Source organism: Comamonas sediminis (assembly GCF_041107495.1).
In the GTDB taxonomy this organism is placed as follows: domain Bacteria; phylum Pseudomonadota; class Gammaproteobacteria; order Burkholderiales; family Burkholderiaceae_C; genus Comamonas; species Comamonas sediminis.
This window is the reverse complement of the sequence record NZ_JBGBDC010000004.1, coordinates 111,404-128,464: the sequence shown is the minus strand read 5'-3', so window position 1 is coordinate 128,464 and position 17,061 is coordinate 111,404. Positions and strand designations below refer to the sequence as shown.

Genomic DNA, 17,061 nt, shown 5'->3' with positions numbered 1-17,061 from the left:
ACATCACCGATCGACAAAATAACCTTTATTTTTGTAGGAATAGAGCCTTCTACTCAACAGATCGGCCACGGCGCGGATGCATTGAGCAAGAACCCGCTACCATTCGTGAATGGGATCCATCTATGACCGTGCTTCTGCATATGTGAACAGGCGCGCTTAACACGCACTGCAAGCGACATCCGATCGCTTCTCACCAAACTACTCTGCCATGACTGCCACAACTTCTTTGAACGATGTTTTGCAACTCGCTATAGCTGCAAGCTCCAAAGGCGATAGCGATGGTGCCCTGGCACTTTTTAAGCGCGCCATGCATGAAGCACCGGAAGCCCCAGAACCCCACTTTCTTGCAGCTTCTGAATATGCAAGTCGAGGTGATCTGGACTTTGCCGAACAGGAGTTCGGCTTGGCGGTGTTGTTAGATCCTGGTATGGCAGTTGCTCGGTATCAACTAGGTTTACTGCAATACTCTTCAGGCCGCGTGGCCGCAGCTCAGGTGTCATGGTTACCTCTGCTGGAATTGGCAGACAGCAGCCCTCTACCCCATTGGGTGCAAGGATTCATGGCGTTAGCACAGGACAGGTACGAGGCCGCACGCCAGTATTTCGAGGCTGGCTTGGCGCAGCACCAAGACAATCCGCCAATGGCATCGGATATCCGGAAGGTTTTGCACGCGATGGATGCACTAGCCCCTGCTGATGCGGCCGATGGTGCCTCTGCCAGTGCGGCCTTTGATCCAACGCCTGAAAATGAACTCTCTCACGTGCTGCTGTCCAACTACCGACATTAACGAGAAGCATCTGGCATGACACGTATTGATCCCTCAGCGCTGATCCAGGCCTTGCGCCACAGCTCGTCACAGTCAGAAAAATCCGCGTCCATTCCATCGACTGCGCAACCCTCGGGCAAACCGGAGACACTCGGGACCGTGCAAGTCAAGTCACCTCAGCAACAAATGCTGCAGCGCGTGCAGTCCATCGCGGCAGATGATCCAGAGCGGCGACAAAAGGCTTTCCGATTTTTTATGGAATACGTGTTGCTGGAAAAGTTTGGCAGAGCCCTGGAACTCGCCCCCGAGTTCCCTCACTTGGTGGACCAGATCCTTGCACAGATGGATGGGGATCCCGAATTAGCACATGCCAGCCGAAGTGCAGCTGATGCGCTTATAGTGCAAGCTAGGCTGTGACCGGAAGGCTATTCTGCAGTCGCTCGTAGCGCAGTGCTCAATTACCTCAAATGCTGTACAGCCGAAATAGGCTGGGTACGGTCGTTCGCCGTTCCAAAGCGAATGTCAGCGGCTGCCGGAACCGGTCATTGACCTTCCTCGTGCGAAGCGATTCTCCTCGCCGCCGACAACTCTCAGTCGGGATCTGTAGCCAGCCCGGTCAACTCAAGAGGGAATGACCTTGGTCTTCGTGCAAAACTCCGTCGCCAATCGTCCTACGTAATATCGCCACGCGCCAGTCCGACTGAAGAGGAGTTTTCCTTAGATCTTGTGCCCCTTGAGAAGGGGGCATTGCGGCCAAAGCGGATTGAGTATGAGCGTGTGGACTTTTGCTCGCGTGATGCCGACTCGAAGCACACGTCGGCTTTTGGGATACGGGGCAGTGTCGGCTCGCCAAACGAAAGATGATTCGACGGCGGGGCCGGTCCGACGAGCTTCGCGGACGAGGATGACTCCGTCGAACTGCTTGCCCTTGGCCTTGTGGAAATTCATGACTTGCAAGCCCATCGGCGGCTCCACACCGTCGATGATTTGCTCCTGTGCGAGAGCCAAGTCGAGGGCGGTGCGGGCATTGCTGTAGGCGCCATCGCGAAGCCATTCATCAGAGAGGGCAGCCGAGATGCGATGTCCCCGACGGAACGCCACCAAGAAGTCCAACTGCGCAGCGACCCGCGTGAGTTCGTCTTGATTGGCCGCCCGCAGCTCATGTTTGACCGTGAGCCAGTCCTCCGCGGGATCACCGCTGAAATCGTTGACTGCCAAGCCTGAAATTAGGCCGCGCAGCGCGTTGGCGATGTTGATGTTCAGGGCCTTGCCACCCTTGATTTTGTTGGCCTGCTCCAAGAGTTTGGCGACTCCCTTCCGGCCCTGTCCCGTCGCGCGCCTCGCGGCGGCAATCATTTCCATGCTGGTGGCGACATCGGCCTCCAGTTGGGCGAGGTCCTTGGGTTCCAGCAGAAAGGCCGCGAAACGGGCTGACAGCAACGCTTCAGCCTCGTCGAACAGCAGCTTGTGTCGCACCGGCTTCCCGCCATTGGCACCCAACGCGTTGAGGGCGTTGGACATCTTCAACGCACTGCGGTTGTTGGTGACCAGTATCGCGATCGTCTCCACCTTCTTGTCGCTCTGAGCCCGAATTGATTTCAAGAGCTCCCCGAGGGCTCGGCGCAGCAGATGATTCCAGTTCGGCGGTGGCTTCTCAGGGCGGTAGGCAAGGGCGGATACGCCCTTGTAGGGCGCGCCGCGTGGCTTGGCCGTCAGGATGTCATTGCCGAATGCCAAGATTTCGGAGTCCGGGCTGCGGTGGTTCTGCGTCCCAAGGTCGATCTCGTGCGGCTTCAAAGCCTCCCGGATGGCGATCACGCGCTCCAGGCCGACGCCTGGCAGGTAGTCGAAGATTTGCTGCTCGAGGTCTGCCAGGCACAGCACCTGCGTGTGTGGCGCGAGCATCTGGATGCACTGCCACGCATATTGGCCGGTGTCCTGGGCCTCGTCCACGATGATGATGGGATGCCGATGGGCGATCGACGCCAAAAGATGCGAGCTGCGAGCCAACAGAGCTGTCGCATTGGGCGCGAACAGATCGAACGCGATCCGCCCCTCTTCGCGAAACAGCCGCTCACGCTCGACGAGCCACTCGTCCCAGCCATCGTCTTCGTCGTCGAGGCCGCCCGACAGGGCCTTCTCGTCGTGTGGCAGCAAGATCGAGAGCCTATGCGGTGCCCCAAGCAAGTAGACGTGGGCTTTGAGGATGTCCCAGAAGAACGAATGGAACGTCTGGATGGAGAGCTGCTCCTGTTCAGCTTTGGTGGACTCGAGCTTGGCGGCATCCAAGATGCGCGCCACTGCCGCCCGCGAGAAGCTCAGGAACAAGGCCGACTGACCCGGAAGCATGCCGTCGCGAATCCGCTTGACCGCCTTGCGCAGCGCGAGCGTCGTCTTGCCGCTGCCGGGGCCGCCGATGACCAAGGCATGGCCCTCGCAAGCCATGACGCTTTCGCGCAGCTTGCAAGGCTCGTTCATGGAGCTGCAGCAGCGGCCGCCGGTTCGGGTGGTGCTTCATCGCCGTCGTCGATCGGGGGTGGAGGTGGGAACAATGCGAACACTGACGCCAGAAACTTCGTCACGGTGGTCGGCAGCTCGTGGAGCTCGCACTCCTCGAACAGGCGCGCCGACCAGCCAGCGCCCTTGTTGCCGCCGAGGGCTTCTTTGGCGATGGCCTTGACCGCGTCGTCGTTCGGGCGCGCATCGGGTATGGCGACGTTGCCGTTCTCATCATTGGCTTTTAGGCCCGACAGGAAGGACCACAGCCGATCCACGGGCACCTCTGCCACGACGAGGTCTTCGAAGCCCTTGTAGGCGTGCTCGACATTGATTTCGAAGTTGTCCGCCAGAGCCTGCGCCTGCTCGGCCTTGCGCTTCTTTTTGTAGTCAAGGTCGTAGAAGGCGAAGGTGCGTAGCCCCAGCGTCTTGAAGAACTTTCCGAACTTGGGCATGTTCGACTCGCCATCAGCGTCGAAGAAAGCCACACCCGCGATGTCCAGCGGCTGCAAGTTGGGATCGCTCTCTTCCATGCGCCGTGCGACGACGGGCATCGCATGCAACTCGGTAACGCCTTCGACGACGATGGCTGCTCGTCCAAGCATGCATTCAGACAGGCCGGAGCGAGAGAAGCGCTTGTAGTCGTTATCTTTGAGGCCCGTGGCATCGGAGACCTTTCGCGCCGTGACCACGCCAGCATTTCGAGCCAGCAGCAGTGTCTTGGATGGCTCGAACTTCTCGATCACGAATGGCGAGTGGGAGGTCACAAAGGCCTGCGTCGTCTTGGTCAGCAGGTATTGGGCGATGCGTCGTTGGGTGTGAGGCGGTACCGCGATCTCGGGCTCTTCCATGGCGAAGATAACCGTGTCTGGCTTGAGGTCGGCGATGAAGGAGAGCAGCGCGAGCACTAGCGTGTTGATGGTGCCCGTGCCGGCGTGGGGGAATGGGACGTGTCCTTGGTCCGTCGACAGCGCTAGGAAGAACGTCATCGTTTTGCGAAGATGCTCACGCGTGAGCTCCGAGACATGCAGCTTGGTGGCGTTGCCGGGCGACTCCAATGCGATGTAGCGGGCAAGCCGCCTCTCAACGGATCGCAGAACCGGCGCAATCTCGGCCGCGTCGGCTTCGATGTCGAGGCCGCGCAGGCGCTCGATGGTCTTCTCCCACAGGCTGGTGCGCACGCCCTTCGTCCGCAGGATGATGTCGAGAAGCGACCCACGCTCCAAGCTCAGCGCCCGCGAGCCGGTCCGAAGCGCCCGCAGGTAGAGGAAACCAAACAGCCGCTTGATCGGCTTGGGAAGCTTGGTCAGCTCCCCGGGGGGAGCGTCGGGACTATGGGAGAAGTAGGTGCGTGCCTCGAACTCGTCTTCCTCAGGGTTGTATTGGCCGATAGTCTCGATCCGAAGGCAGGGGACGGCATAGGGAGCATTGGCGGCGTCGGCCTCTCCCGGACCGAGCAGTCTTTGCTCGGCTACATGCCAAAACTCGGTGTTGCCGCCGCATTTGGCTCCGATCTCGGCACCGGGTTCAATGAGGACCGCCTCAATCCGAAGCGGAGTCGGCACCCGCTCCGCACCTTCTCCTGCGGCAGGGGCCAGGTATTCAGCGTTGTAGAAGTCGAACTCATCGACCGGAGGGAAGCGGTTGAGCCGGTCGGGGCCCAAGACCAGGTCGAGGGCTTCGCAGAGCGTGCTCTTGCCGACATTGTTGGAGCCCACCATCAGGGTGTGCCCGTCGAACAGGAGCTTCGCCGACTTGATGCCGCGAAAGTTCGTGATGGTGAGCCGGACAACCTTCATGTCTTCTCCCGTATTGGACGTAAGACTTAGTTTAATGGTGTGGTGGTCATCATAAAGAGGCGTGCATGGTGTTCTGCTCAAGCCAGCCTGGAACGGCTGCTTTGTGGCGGTCAGTGTCAGTTGATTTCGCTGCAACGTTTGACTGAATCGCTCCGGGTTTCAAGGAGGCTGTTTGGTTTAAGTCAGGTCACTACAGCAGTGGCCTGATTGGCAAGTTGCCGGTAGTAGTTTGCCTCAGCTTCTGCTGGAGGGATATACCCGGCTCGGATAGGCGATGGTGGTTAAACCATGACACCCATTCGAGCATGGCGAACTCCACGGCTTCCTTGCTTTCCATGGTGCACGTCGATGGATTAACTCGGCTTTGTAGAGGCCGTTGATGGTCTCGGTCAAAGCGTCGTCATAGCTGTCCACGGACGGCTCGATGGCACTTGAGACGATCAGGTGTTGAGGTTGTGCAGACTTTTCCCAGGGCGGCATCTCTACCAGCCGGCAGTGCGTTGATTTCCATGCAAACCTGACCCACCGGGGGGTAGTGGGTCACTTCTGTGTGGAAATCAACACGCTGATCATTAATCCTGCGCCACGCTTACCTACGCTCGGTGGCCAACTTCTTCACCTTCCATACAATGCGCACGGACCAAGACACAACGGTTAAAGTGTCAATATGTCAGAAATCGAAGAAAACACTCCCCCAAGAAAGCGGACTGCGTTGAATTGGCCGACAACGCTCAGTTTGCTCACAGCTCTGGTAGCTACAGGAACTGTCACCCTACATCTCATTGGTGACGTGCGACACCGGCACTATCTTAAGTATTGGAATGTTGATGCCGGTCTATTTCCCAAATCTGCAGATTGGATACTGATCAACGGTTACTACGGTGTGGTCGACAGGTTTGCCTCTATTCTTGCATCTATAGTCGGTAACTTGCATTGGTTGGCAGTCGCTACAGTCATTTTGGGTGTGTACTTCTTCGTTCTTCTGTCTCCGACAATGGGAGCTTTGGGAAAGGCGCCAGATTGGCTGCTGCGACAGCCCGAATGGCGACGTCGCCTCATTCGGCAGATGATGCTCACAGCAATAGTTATCAGCGTAGTACCCTGTGCGCTATTTGTGCTGACAGCTTTCATGGTTGTACCCGCTGCGCTTGGCGAGGCCGCAGGAAAGGCTGCTGCGGAAAGCCAGGCAGTGGAGTATTTGAAGGGTTGCCAGGCCTCGAGGATTCCTTGTGTGGAGGTCCAGCGCGAGGGGAAGGTCATCGGGACGGGCTTTGTTCTTGACAGTTCTCCTTCGCACCTTGCAATATTTGATGCTCAGATCCAGCGTGGCCGCATCTTGGCCTTGGAGAAAATTGAGGTTCTGTCTACTCGTATGCCAACTCTTACACAAGGTATTACGCGTTGAGTTACTTCGCAAATTTGAAAGTCGTCACATGCCCGGAGCGCTAGAGACATTCAGTAGTTCGATAAAAGATGCAGAGGAGCTGCTCGCACACTTCAATGCCATTAACGTCCTTCCCCCACCACCAAATGCGGAGGTGTTGAAGCGGGCTGGCCTCATCATGGCTTGCACCGCATGGGAGACATATGTGGAAGATCGGGTTCAGGAAGCCGTTCAGCAACGGTTAGGCGAAGGCAACGACAGCTTCCAGAATAAGTTTCTTCTACGGCATCTACAAACGACACTAAAGCAGTTTCACAACCCAAGCGCTGAAAAGACCTGCAAGCTGTTCTTGGATTTCCTAGGTGTAGACGTATCTGCAGGCTGGCAGTGGAACAACTATGACAGTGCTCGGGCCCGCCTAGAACTGGACACATTAATAAAGAATCGCGGTGAAGCCGTCCACCGCTCAAAAGCGTTAAATGCTGGAACGCCTGCAGCGCATCTTGTGCGCAAGGATGAACTTGAGAAAGCGATCAGGTTTCTGAAAAGCATGGTGGCTGCGACGGAAGCTGCGACGAAGTTGTGATTGAGCCTGACTTACAGCGAGATTCTTCTGTAGGCGGCTGTTATGAGCAGGCAGCAGTCATCCGCTTTGGTGGAGCGATGACTGCTGCAGGGTCCGGAGGGCCAGCCCCACTTCACGACGCGTACAGCAGCAATCGCTGCAAAGGTGGATCGGCGGCTCCCAGAGGGGCTTCAGGCTGAACGAGACCCTGGTTGACAATGGAATTGATCATAAAACATTCAATGAGAATTACCAGAAATCTGTTTCTTATCCCAAGAGCTAAGTTACAACCCAAGTAGTGCGTCCACACCTTGTGGGAAGACCCATTCCCCTTCGGAGGTTTCGAACATTCTGTTACTGTAGAGTACCAATTGGGGGCAACAACATGACTCGCTCAACAACCACAAAGGGGCAGGATGCCTAAGAAGAAAAAGACAAGCAGCGGTGTCGTCGCCGCCATGACCTTGGTGATTCTTTTCATCGTGTTTCCAAAGTACTCTTGGGGCTACATAGTCTTGTTCATGGGGGGGATTTGGGCCTGTGGGTTATTACTCAGCACTAAAAAGCAGAGTGCGGCTCATACCGTCGCTCCGAATTCTGGAACAACCGAGACGCCTTCCAAGTCATCCGTACCCGTACGTCCAAAAATGGCGGCGCACACAACCGATACGGTATTCACGCCAGCTTTAGTCGTGCAACCTGCGCGATTTGTTCCGGATGAGCATCCTGTTTCCATAGCCCCTCCGGGGCTCCCCGCGCAGGCGCCCAGTCCCGACCAACGGCCTCCGGTGAAAGCGCCAGTAGCAGCGCCCGGTGCTCACCGGCGATTTGTGGATGATGACGCACCCGTGTCCGTCGCCACGCAGGTGCCCGCCACGCATGAGAACTTCGCCATTCCGCAAGCACCCGCCATCCTTGGGCCTGGTAGGTGGATTACCCAAGGTGAAAGCGTTATGGTGGCCGGCAGTCTCATCACAGGCGGGATGATTTACGTTGGTAATGACCTAAAGACTTATTCAAAATCCACTGACCCTTGTCTCATCAATCCAAATTTGACCGTTGCTGCACAGGCGAACCTTAGCAAGCGTGAGTTTGGCTACTGGCCTTCGTATTCGCAGATTTCCCCCACTGCCCGCAGAGCTTATCTGACCTGGTTGGCTGGCGGCCGTAGAGACATGGAAGCGGACATTGGATATGTATTTCTCTTCTTCTACGGGCTGGAGCGTAGAGCCATCGTTGATGGTCAGGACGACGAGCAGGCTCGGTGCGATAGGCCAGCAATCGCACAGGAGATCAGACGTCTACTGGTTATCTATGGTGAGAAGTCCTACTCTTTTAAGCGCTACGCTAGCGAGTTGCTCGACTGGCTGGAAGTGGCCGACTACTCCAAGCAACTCTATAACGAGCCCGTGCCAACATTCCCACAAACGTTTGAGTTGCCCCTCTACATTCGCTTGGCACTGGGCCTTACAGCTGTTGATGCAGTGCCTGTCCCAGGCCATCTCGCATTGGCATGGGCTCGAATGGACCCCACGAGTTACCTGAGGACACCTGCAACGCGGTGCGTCGAGCAGTTCGATAAGCTCTTCTTGCAGCGCTATGCCGAGGAGTTCAAGCAAGGCGTGATTCTCCCAAGAAACAAAACCAAGCTAAAGCTGGTCTATCGCCCTGCATCTGCCGGATTTCAGGGCGTCAATGAAATTAAGTTGACCTTCGGCGACGTGCCAGACGTCACAGTTCTGACTGCACCTCAAACGCGGCTCAAGAAAATCGTGGATGCAGTTTCCGCAGAGCTGGACCCCTACAGCCGATACCTTGGACGCAACCTGGATGCGGCGGCCTCGCTGGAGGCTCTGCTGCTCCTACCCTTCACCTTGTGGCCACCGGAGTCGGAGAAAGCTGTTAATGCACTGAAAGCGCGCATTGGTTCTGGAATGGTGGTGATGACTATGCAGGATTTGCTCGATACGTTCCAAGCAAAGGCTGCTCTAAACAAAGATCGTGCCATCACGTTGGCAAAGGCGCTGGAATCTATGCAGATTGGATTCGAACCGGATGTGCTGGGCGGAGCCAAGACGCCAAAGCCCGAGGACCATATCGTGCTGTTCTTCGCACCGGAGCCAGATACTTCGCAAAGGCGAACTTCTGTCTACCAGGCAGCGACGCTCACTTTGCAGCTGGCCTCAGCCGTAGCCAGTGCTGACGGCGACTTTAGCGTCCGGGAAATGGGTCACCTGCGCGAGCAAGTGCAGGCCTGGACGCATCTTTCCCCTGCGCAGTCGAGCAGGCTACTAGCCCATCTGCGCTTGCTGGTTGCAGTACCGGTTTCGTTGACTTCTCTCAAGAAGAAGCTGGAGCCCTTGGATACAGAATCGAAAGAGACGATTGCTGCCTTCATGGCGACTGTTGCTCAGTCGGATGGAAGCGTCACGCCTGCCGAGGTGAAGATACTGGAGAAGGTATATAAGGCGCTGGGCCTTGATGCCAAGAAGGTCTTCTCAGATGTGCATGCGGTAGGTACTGGAGCGACGCCAACTGCGGGCGTTCTTGCGAAGACGGAGTCGACTGGGTTCCAGTTGGATATCGCGAAGATTGCAGCGTTGCAGAAGGATTCCGAACGGGTATCAGCGCTGCTCGCCGATATCTTCAAAGACGAAGCGCCTGCACCAACGCCACCTGCCTCAGAGCCCGAACTGGATCCTTCGGATAGTGAATCTCCGCCTTCTGGGCTGTTCGGTCTGGATGAAACTCACTCTGCGTTTGCGCGCATGCTGTTGTCGCGCCCACAGTGGAGCCGAGAGGAACTACTTAACGTCGCTTCGGACCTAGACTTGATGCTCGATGGAGCTCTTGAGCGCATCAATGAAGTGTCGTTCGACACCCACGACATTCACTTCACCGAGGGCGAGGACCCTATAGACGTTAACCCCGAAATTCTGGAGAAGCTTGAAGCATGAACGCACCAATTCGACCCAAAGAACGTGATGCCGTTGTCCAGTCCCTGCGGGCGGGCGTGGTGCCACGGGCCGGACAACATCTCATCCAGGTCGGCCGCATCCGTGAAATTGAAACACTGGTCAGTGACATCGTCCGCGTCGCCGATGGGGGCTCCGCCTTCCGATTAGTTATTGGCGAATACGGTGCCGGCAAGACGTTCTTCCTGAACCTGGTGCGCGCGGTCGCAATGGAGAAGAAGCTGGTTGTTGCCAGCGCTGACCTCAATCCTGATCGTCGCCTGCACGCCAGTGGAGGACAGGCGAGGTCACTTTACGCCGAACTCATGCGCAACATGGCAACGCGTACCAAGCCCGAGGGCGGGGCCCTTAACGGCATCGTCGAGAAGTTCATCGCCACGGCCAAGGCCGAGGCCAAGGAGGCAGGCCAGCCCACCGAAACCCTCATTCGCCGGAAGCTTGAGCATCTCACCGAGTTGGTCAATGGATACGATTTCGCTGATGTCATCGCTGCGTACTACCGCGGCTTTGAAGAGGGAAACGAGCAATTGAAGTCCGATGCCGTGCGCTGGCTGCGCGGCGAGTTCACGACAAAGACTGATGCGAAAACCGCTCTCGGCGTGCGCACCTATGTAGACGACGCTGCGGTCTATGACCAACTGAAACTTATGGCCAGGTTCGTGAGGCTTGCCGGCTTCAGCGGGCTGCTGGTCAGCCTTGATGAGTTGGTCAACCTCTACAAGCTGGCTAATGCCCAGGCACGCAACTCAAACTACGAGCAGATTCTGCGCATCCTTAATGACTCGCTACAGGGCACGGCGGTGGGACTCGGCTTCATTCTAGGAGGAACTCCTGAGTTCCTGCTGGATACACGGCGCGGGCTGTATAGCTATCCAGCGCTCCAAAGTCGCCTGGCGCAGAATACCTTCGCTAGCAGTAAACTCGTCGACCTCAGCGGCCCCACGGTGCGGCTCTCTAGCCTGACGCCAGAGGATTTTTACGTGCTGCTACAGAAGCTGCGCCATGTGTATGCCGGAGGTGATGTGGCCAAGTACCTTCTTCCTGACCATGGAGTCGCGAGCTTCATGGAGCACTGCTCCAGACGAATCGGCGAGACTTACTTCAGGACGCCGCGAACTACCATTACCTCTTTCATCAACCTGCTGGCGGTTCTGGAGCAGAACCCTGGTATCGAGTGGCAAACACTGCTGGGGGGGCTTGAGGTGGCGGCGGATACGGGGGCAGCAGGTGATATGACGGTAGAGGTAGAAGAAAGCGACGAGTTCGCATCCTTCAAGCTTTGACCTCCAGGGCCGGCGATGTCCGCGGCAAGCTCCTCTTTTCACCTGCTCGATGAGCGCATCCAGCGATTCATCTGGGCCGAAGGCTGGGAGTCGTTGCGCGAAGCACAGGAACAGGCCATCCCATTGCTCATCAAAGCAGACCGGGATGTCATTGTGGCCGCAGCGACGGCGGCTGGGAAAACCGAAGCTGCTTTTCTGCCCGCGCTTACGCACCTTCTGCAGCGCGAGGAACCAGGCCTCATCGTCTACATCAGCCCGTTGAAGGCCCTTATCAACGACCAGTTCGGCAGGCTGGACAGGCTCTGCGAGCAATTGGACATTCATGTCTGGCCTTGGCACGGTGACATTGGCGCCACATCGAAGGCGAAATTCCTCAAGCAACGGCAAGGTGTCTTGCTCATCACTCCCGAATCACTGGAAGCGTTGTTATGCAATCGGGGGACGTCGATTGGGGCGGTGTTTCAAAGGGCAGCGTACTTCGTGGTGGACGAACTCCATGCCTTTATCGGTTCAGAGCGAGGAAAGCAGCTGCAGTCCCTGATGCATCGTGTCGAGGTCGTGCTGGACCGCCAAGTACCACGCGTAGGTCTGTCTGCGACGCTGGGCGACATGAGCCTTGCAGCTGACTTCCTGCGGCCTGGAGACGGTGCCGAGGTGGCTATGGTCGTGTCCGCCTCTTCAGGCAGCGAGCTCAGAATTCTGGTGAAAGGCTACGAAGAGCCCTTGGCCATTGAAAAGAACAACAAAGATGAGGATGCAGAAGCCGCGACACCGGGCCTTATCGCGGCCCACATGTTCAAGTCGCTTCGAGGCTCCAACAACCTAGTGTTCCCAAACTCCCGGCGAGAGGTTGAGCGGTACACCAACCTGCTGAACAGCCTCTGCGAGCAGCAAAAGGTCCCGCAGGAATTCTGGCCCCATCACGGGAGCCTCTCCAAAGAAATTCGGTCAGAAAGCGAGGCGGCACTCAAGCAGAAAGAAGTGCCTGCAACAGCCATATGTACGAACACATTGGAGTTAGGAATTGACATTGGAGCGGTCAAAAGAGTCGTGCAAATTGGAGCGCCTCCATCGGTTGCCAGCTTACGCCAACGGCTGGGACGCTCCGGCCGCCGCAAGGGTGAGCCAGCCATTCTGCTGGGGTACTGCATCCAAGACGCTGTCGACAGCAGGTCTGGCATTGAGACCCAATTGCGATTGGACTTAGTTCAGACCGTAGCGATGATTTTTCTATTGCTGGAAGGCTGGTTTGAACCGCCCGTCACGCAAGGAGCTCATCTGTCTACTCTCGTGCAGCAAGTGTTGTCCGCTATTGCTCAGAACGGAGGGGCTACGATTGGTCAGCTGTATGCTCTCCTGTGCGCACCCGGTACGCCCTTTGAAGGTACAACGAAAGAGGGCTTCATAGACCTGGTTCGCCATTTGGGGCAGAAGGAACTCATTGTTCAGGATTCTTCCGGCCTATTACTGCATGGACCGGTGGGTGAGAAGTTCGTGAACCACTACACCTTCTACGCCGCTTTTGCGGGCGACGATGAGTTTCGACTAGTTGCAGGAAGTCGTACGCTGGGTACGCTGCCCGTTTCTCAAATGCTCACTATTGGACAGCGCATTCTTTTTGCTGGCAAGACGTGGATAGTCGAGTCGGTTGATGAACAGCAGAAAGTCATATTTGTTAGGCATGCACGTGGTGGCGCCCCACCATTGTTCTCAGGGGGCGTAGGACGCGTCCACACGAAGGTTAGGCAGCGGATGCGGCAACTGCTGGAGTCGACCGAAAAAGTGGTATTCATCGATGAAGTGGCACAACGGTTTCTGGAGGAAGCACGTGCGAACTTCCACTTGATGAATTTGCACACAGAGCACCTTGTAGACCAGGGGCGGGAACTTTTGGTTTTGACATGGCTTGGCGACTCTGCCAACGAGGCGCTCGCATGCTTCATGAGGTTGAGGGGTTTCACAGCAGCACCTGCAGGTCCAGGTATCGAAGTGATGAAGGGCGAAAAGACGGTCGACAACATCTTAGATGCACTATTGGACGCAGCTTTGTCTGTGCCGCCGACGTTGGCTGAACTTCTCGAGGGTGCCAGGAATCTCGAACGTGAGAAGTGGGATTGGGCACTTCCCCCTGAATTGCTGAAAAAAGCATATGCGAGCCTAAATCTCAATATCGACGAGGCTCAGCAATGGGTAGTCACGCACCATGCGCAAGTGGCTGGGGACACTGGCAATTAGCCTGCCGAACGACGCGTAAGAATCCTGACCTGTATATACTTGATTAATCACCGCAGTCGTTTTGCCCGCAAGGGCTCCTGTGAGGTGTTCCAGAACACTGTCGCCCTCAGCACAGGAGCGCCACTAGCCTCGTGACTGCAGATTTCAGGACAGCACAAAGACATAAAACCCATGGCCGTCAACTTCCTTGTCACGCAGTACCGCAAATCTCCCTTGAGAACGCCAAAGAACACCATTGTTCTAGCCGCAGACAACTGGGACGACTACAGCTACAAGACCACTTTTTCAGCAACGTACTACTCGTCGCGTGGCGACTCCACGGATCTGGGAAACTTGAAAATTGGTTGTACTGGCCAGCCCAAAGGCTGGACATCGGAACTCATTCCGAGCGCCTTCGAGAACCTTGCGGAGAACTGGTTCTCGCTTGGGCAGGATGTCGACTACTACAAAAATTTGATCGAGTGTTTTGGCCAATCCGAACAATTGGAGGTGCTGAAGGCTTTGCGAGATGTCGCCGCTAACTCCGAGATATTCGAGCGTGCAGATAGCGAAGCTGTGTTTGTCACATCCATTATGCGTTCGGTGAGCACTTCGGTCATCACCGGCCAGTTCAGGCGCGTCATCTCGGGCAACGCGCCCCTGACCGAATTCCACTTTTCTTACCGCGATCCGGGGAGCTCCGCTAGCCCAGCGCTCAGGCTAGATTTCAAAGTGACGCCTGAGTCCACTCCACCGACTAATATCCATGTACTCATCGGTCGCAACGGAGTAGGCAAGACGACGCTGTTGAACAACATAGTGCGTACCATCCTGCATATACCGACGCAGCTGGACCACTCAGTTACCATTCATGATCTCGATATGTGGGCCAATGACAAAGAAATCGAAAACAATTACTTTAGTAGCCTGGTATCGGTTTCCTTCAGCGCCTTCGACCCCTTCAATCCACCGCCTGATCAGCCCGATCACAGTCGGGGGGTCGCATATTTCTATGTGGGGATGAAAACATCCCGCACGGGGCAGCCACAGACGACGAGCGCTGCTCATAAATCGCCAACGCAGCTAACCGAAGACTTTGTGACGAGTCTGGACTTCTGCCTGAATGAACCATCGAGGAAGCAGCGATGGGCGCGAGCCGTTACCAAACTGCAGTCGGATGAAAACTTCGCGGACTTGAACCTCTGCGCGATTCTAGATCTGGAGGGCACGCAAGCGATTCGCAAGGCTCGAGAGCTCATGGGGGAACTCAGCTCTGGGCATGCCATCGTGCTGCTGACCATCACGAAACTGATCCAGACGGTTGAAGAAAAGACCCTGGTGCTTTTAGACGAACCGGAAAGCCATCTCCACCCCCCCCTGCTGTCGGCGTTCATCCGTGCGCTGGAAGACCTGCTTTTCAGCCGTAACGGGGTGGCCATCATCGCCACCCACTCTCCAGTCGTCGTGCAGGAAGTACCCAAGTCCTGTGTTTGGATCATCAACCGGGTGCGAACCGCCGGCAGGGTCGACCGGCCGACCCGGGAAACCTTCGGGGAAAACGTGGGAATCCTGACCAGAGAAGTCTTCGGGTTGGAGGTCAGCAAATCCGGTTTTCACAACCTGCTCGAAAAGCGTGTAAGCGAGGGCAAGACCTTCGACGAGATCAAGGCTGAATTCGGTGATCAACTGGGCATGGAGGCACGTGCTGTGCTGATGGCCCTCGTCGCAGCAAGGGATGAGGAATGAGAACGTTGCCACGACCGGCCATCGATCCCGCCATCTTCTTCGACACCTGCACGAGCGGCATCACAGATCCCGCTGTCAAACAGCACTTCGCGCAAGCCCGGCAGACAATTCTGGATTTTGCTCAGGTGTATTTGCAAAAAGCGCCCGCTTCAACGCTCCATGAATTTCTGCCGTGCTCGCACGGCGAGTCGCAACAGATCATTGTCGGAGCGCTCACTAAGGGCGATCTGAACGGTCTGTACTCGAACCAAATGGTCAAGGGCCCGGGCAGAAGCGTTTACGATGATCTGATGACATCCGTGCCCTTGAACAAATGTCCGTACTGCGGACTGAGCCAAGTCGCCACCCTGGACCATGTGCTGTCAAAGTCGCGCTATCCAGTCTTCTCAACACTGCCAGACAATCTGGTGCCGACATGCGGTGAATGCAATCACAGCAAGGGGGGTGGCGTTGCGACCGTCGAGAACACGGGTCTGCACCCCTACTTCGAGCCGGCGGATTTAAGTACCACCTCGTGGCTGCATGCCACCGCCCAGGACACCATGCCCGTAGTGGTCAGCTTTTTTCTCGACATCCCTGATGTACTTCCGCCTCCCATTAGGCAGAAGATCACTAATCATTTTCGAGACCTTGAACTTGCAAGAAGATACTCGGTAGAAGCCGCCAGCGAGTTAGCCTCTATTCAGGAAGTGTTTCGGTTGCTGCCGGGCCCGGCGGCTCGGCATGCTTACCTGCAGAACCTAGCCACAGCGGAATCACGACTGAACATGAATTCCTGGAAGGCGGCGACCTACCGCGCACTGGAGGACGCCGACTGGTTTTGGTCTGCATAGCCGCCAGACATTGGGCACTTGGAAAAGGATGAGCGCGACTGCTAGCCTGGAGAACATCGGCCAAGAATCGTCGGAAGACCTACATAGCCTCAGCCCAGCGTATTCTGGTTTTGCCGTTTTGGTCTGCAGCTGTGCTTACGGGACAGATCGACCCTAACTATTTCCTTTCGCGCCCCCATCTTCATGCTTGCAAACCGCATCGACCTGTATATCGGTTCCCCGATCGAGCATGAGTCCGAACGGACTGTACTCATCGAGCTGCTGCGATTGCTCGAGATGTCTGGTACGGCTGCCACGGTTCTGGCCAACGTCTATCTGAAGGGGCGACAGCTAGACCTGGTTCTCGGGACCGACAGGCTGACGCTGATGCTTGAAGCCAAATCCTGCACAGCACCGCTTCGGGGATCGGAGAATGGCTCATGGTCCACACTCACCCGATCTGGGCGTTGGAAGACCACACGCAACGCATATCTACAGGCGCTGGACGAGAAGAATGCGCTTCGCGATTCGCTCCGCGAGCATCTAGGCGAGGTGACCGGATATCCGAACGCCCACGTGGTGTTTGTCCCCGGACTGGCGCCGAGGTCGGAATTGCCCTCTGACCACAAGGTCACTTTCGGTGGGATAGAGGAAATCGCCGATCAACTCGCCCAGCATTCCGGGCTCCGTTGTACTGCCGAGCAATGGCGTACGTTTGCCGATCGACAGCGCCTTGAGCGGGTATTCGATCTTGCCAGCGCCTGGGTGTTGATTTCCATGCAAACCTGACCCACCATTTCCATCCAATCTTGACCCACTCTGATTCGTGAGTTGTTGGCTCACGATGAGGCCAGAGTTCTGCTGGTCCTCTCCTTCTTCACGGTAGTTGGTGGTTGCTGTGCGGAGCTGTTCTTGAAGCGAAAGCTATCATTGCCAGTCTCTAGAATATGACAGTGATGCGTGAGCCGGTCCAGCAAAGCCGTAGTCATCTTTGCATCTCCGAATACGCTGCCCGCAGCCT

At 56.5% G+C, this 17,061-nt stretch carries 12 protein-coding genes and 2 pseudogenes; 10 read left to right on the top strand and 4 right to left on the bottom strand.

All coding sequences use genetic code 11. From position 1 onward, the window contains the following. Window positions 1–208: 208 nt before the first annotated feature. Together AB7A72_RS10765 and AB7A72_RS10760 are read left to right on the top strand one after the other, a co-directional pair. A complete protein-coding gene (locus AB7A72_RS10765; RefSeq protein WP_369459926.1) occupies window positions 209–787 on the top strand; it encodes a tetratricopeptide repeat protein in 579 nt (192 codons plus the stop codon). Between the two features lie 15 nt (window positions 788–802). Then, complete coding sequence (locus tag AB7A72_RS10760; RefSeq protein ID WP_369459925.1) at window positions 803–1,183, top strand: hypothetical protein; 381 nt, start codon at window positions 803–805, stop codon at window positions 1,181–1,183. 300 nt (window positions 1,184–1,483) lie between these two features. On the opposite strand, the gene AB7A72_RS10755 is transcribed toward AB7A72_RS10760, so the two are convergent. The 3 genes and pseudogenes from AB7A72_RS10755 to AB7A72_RS10745 all read right to left on the bottom strand — a co-directional run. After that, on the bottom strand, window positions 1,484–3,244 hold the full coding sequence (locus AB7A72_RS10755) for a UvrD-helicase domain-containing protein (RefSeq protein WP_369459924.1): 1,761 nt from the start codon (window positions 3,242–3,244) through the stop codon (window positions 1,484–1,486). After that, window positions 3,241–5,061 (bottom strand): ATP-dependent nuclease, encoded by a 1,821-nt coding sequence (locus AB7A72_RS10750; RefSeq protein WP_369459923.1) that lies wholly within the window; start codon window positions 5,059–5,061, stop codon window positions 3,241–3,243. Before AB7A72_RS10750 ends, AB7A72_RS10755 begins: the two co-directional genes overlap by 4 nt. Window positions 5,062–5,243: 182 nt before the next feature. Next, a pseudogene (locus AB7A72_RS10745) lies at window positions 5,244–5,490 on the bottom strand (IS3 family transposase); the annotation flags it as partial. A gap of 238 nt (window positions 5,491–5,728) precedes the next feature. Here AB7A72_RS10745 and AB7A72_RS10740 point away from each other — a divergent pair. The 8 genes from AB7A72_RS10740 (at window position 5,729) to AB7A72_RS10705 (ending at window position 16,829) form a co-directional block, all read left to right on the top strand. Then, window positions 5,729–6,466, top strand: a complete 738-nt coding sequence (locus AB7A72_RS10740) for a hypothetical protein (RefSeq protein WP_339559799.1) — start codon at window positions 5,729–5,731, stop codon at window positions 6,464–6,466. Between the two features lie 28 nt (window positions 6,467–6,494). Continuing rightward, window positions 6,495–7,031: a HEPN domain-containing protein gene (locus tag AB7A72_RS10735; RefSeq protein ID WP_369459922.1), complete on the top strand. Its 537-nt coding sequence runs from the start codon at window positions 6,495–6,497 to the stop codon at window positions 7,029–7,031. Between the two features lie 395 nt (window positions 7,032–7,426). Next, window positions 7,427–9,967, top strand: a complete 2,541-nt coding sequence (locus tag AB7A72_RS10730; RefSeq protein WP_369459921.1) for a tellurite resistance TerB family protein — start codon at window positions 7,427–7,429, stop codon at window positions 9,965–9,967. Further along, window positions 9,964–11,268 (top strand): ATP-binding protein, encoded by a 1,305-nt coding sequence (locus AB7A72_RS10725; protein WP_369459920.1) that lies wholly within the window; start codon window positions 9,964–9,966, stop codon window positions 11,266–11,268. The genes AB7A72_RS10730 and AB7A72_RS10725 overlap by 4 nt, the downstream gene beginning before the upstream one ends. A 15-nt stretch (window positions 11,269–11,283) precedes the next feature. Then, a complete protein-coding gene (locus tag AB7A72_RS10720; protein ID WP_369459919.1) occupies window positions 11,284–13,503 on the top strand; it encodes a DEAD/DEAH box helicase in 2,220 nt (739 codons plus the stop codon). A 171-nt stretch (window positions 13,504–13,674) separates the two neighbouring features. Further along, window positions 13,675–15,228: an AAA family ATPase gene (locus AB7A72_RS10715; RefSeq protein ID WP_369459918.1), complete on the top strand. Its 1,554-nt coding sequence runs from the start codon at window positions 13,675–13,677 to the stop codon at window positions 15,226–15,228. Then, window positions 15,225–16,061, top strand: coding sequence for an HNH endonuclease (locus AB7A72_RS10710; protein ID WP_369459917.1), 837 nt, complete (start codon window positions 15,225–15,227; stop codon window positions 16,059–16,061). Before AB7A72_RS10715 ends, AB7A72_RS10710 begins: the two co-directional genes overlap by 4 nt. A 183-nt stretch (window positions 16,062–16,244) precedes the next feature. Next, window positions 16,245–16,829 (top strand): nuclease-related domain-containing protein, encoded by a 585-nt coding sequence (locus AB7A72_RS10705; RefSeq protein WP_369459916.1) that lies wholly within the window; start codon window positions 16,245–16,247, stop codon window positions 16,827–16,829. 50 nt (window positions 16,830–16,879) lie between these two features. On the opposite strand, the pseudogene AB7A72_RS10700 reads toward AB7A72_RS10705, so the two are convergent. Further along, window positions 16,880–17,050: pseudogene (locus AB7A72_RS10700) on the bottom strand (ATP-binding protein); the annotation flags it as partial. Window positions 17,051–17,061 lie beyond the last annotated feature (11 nt).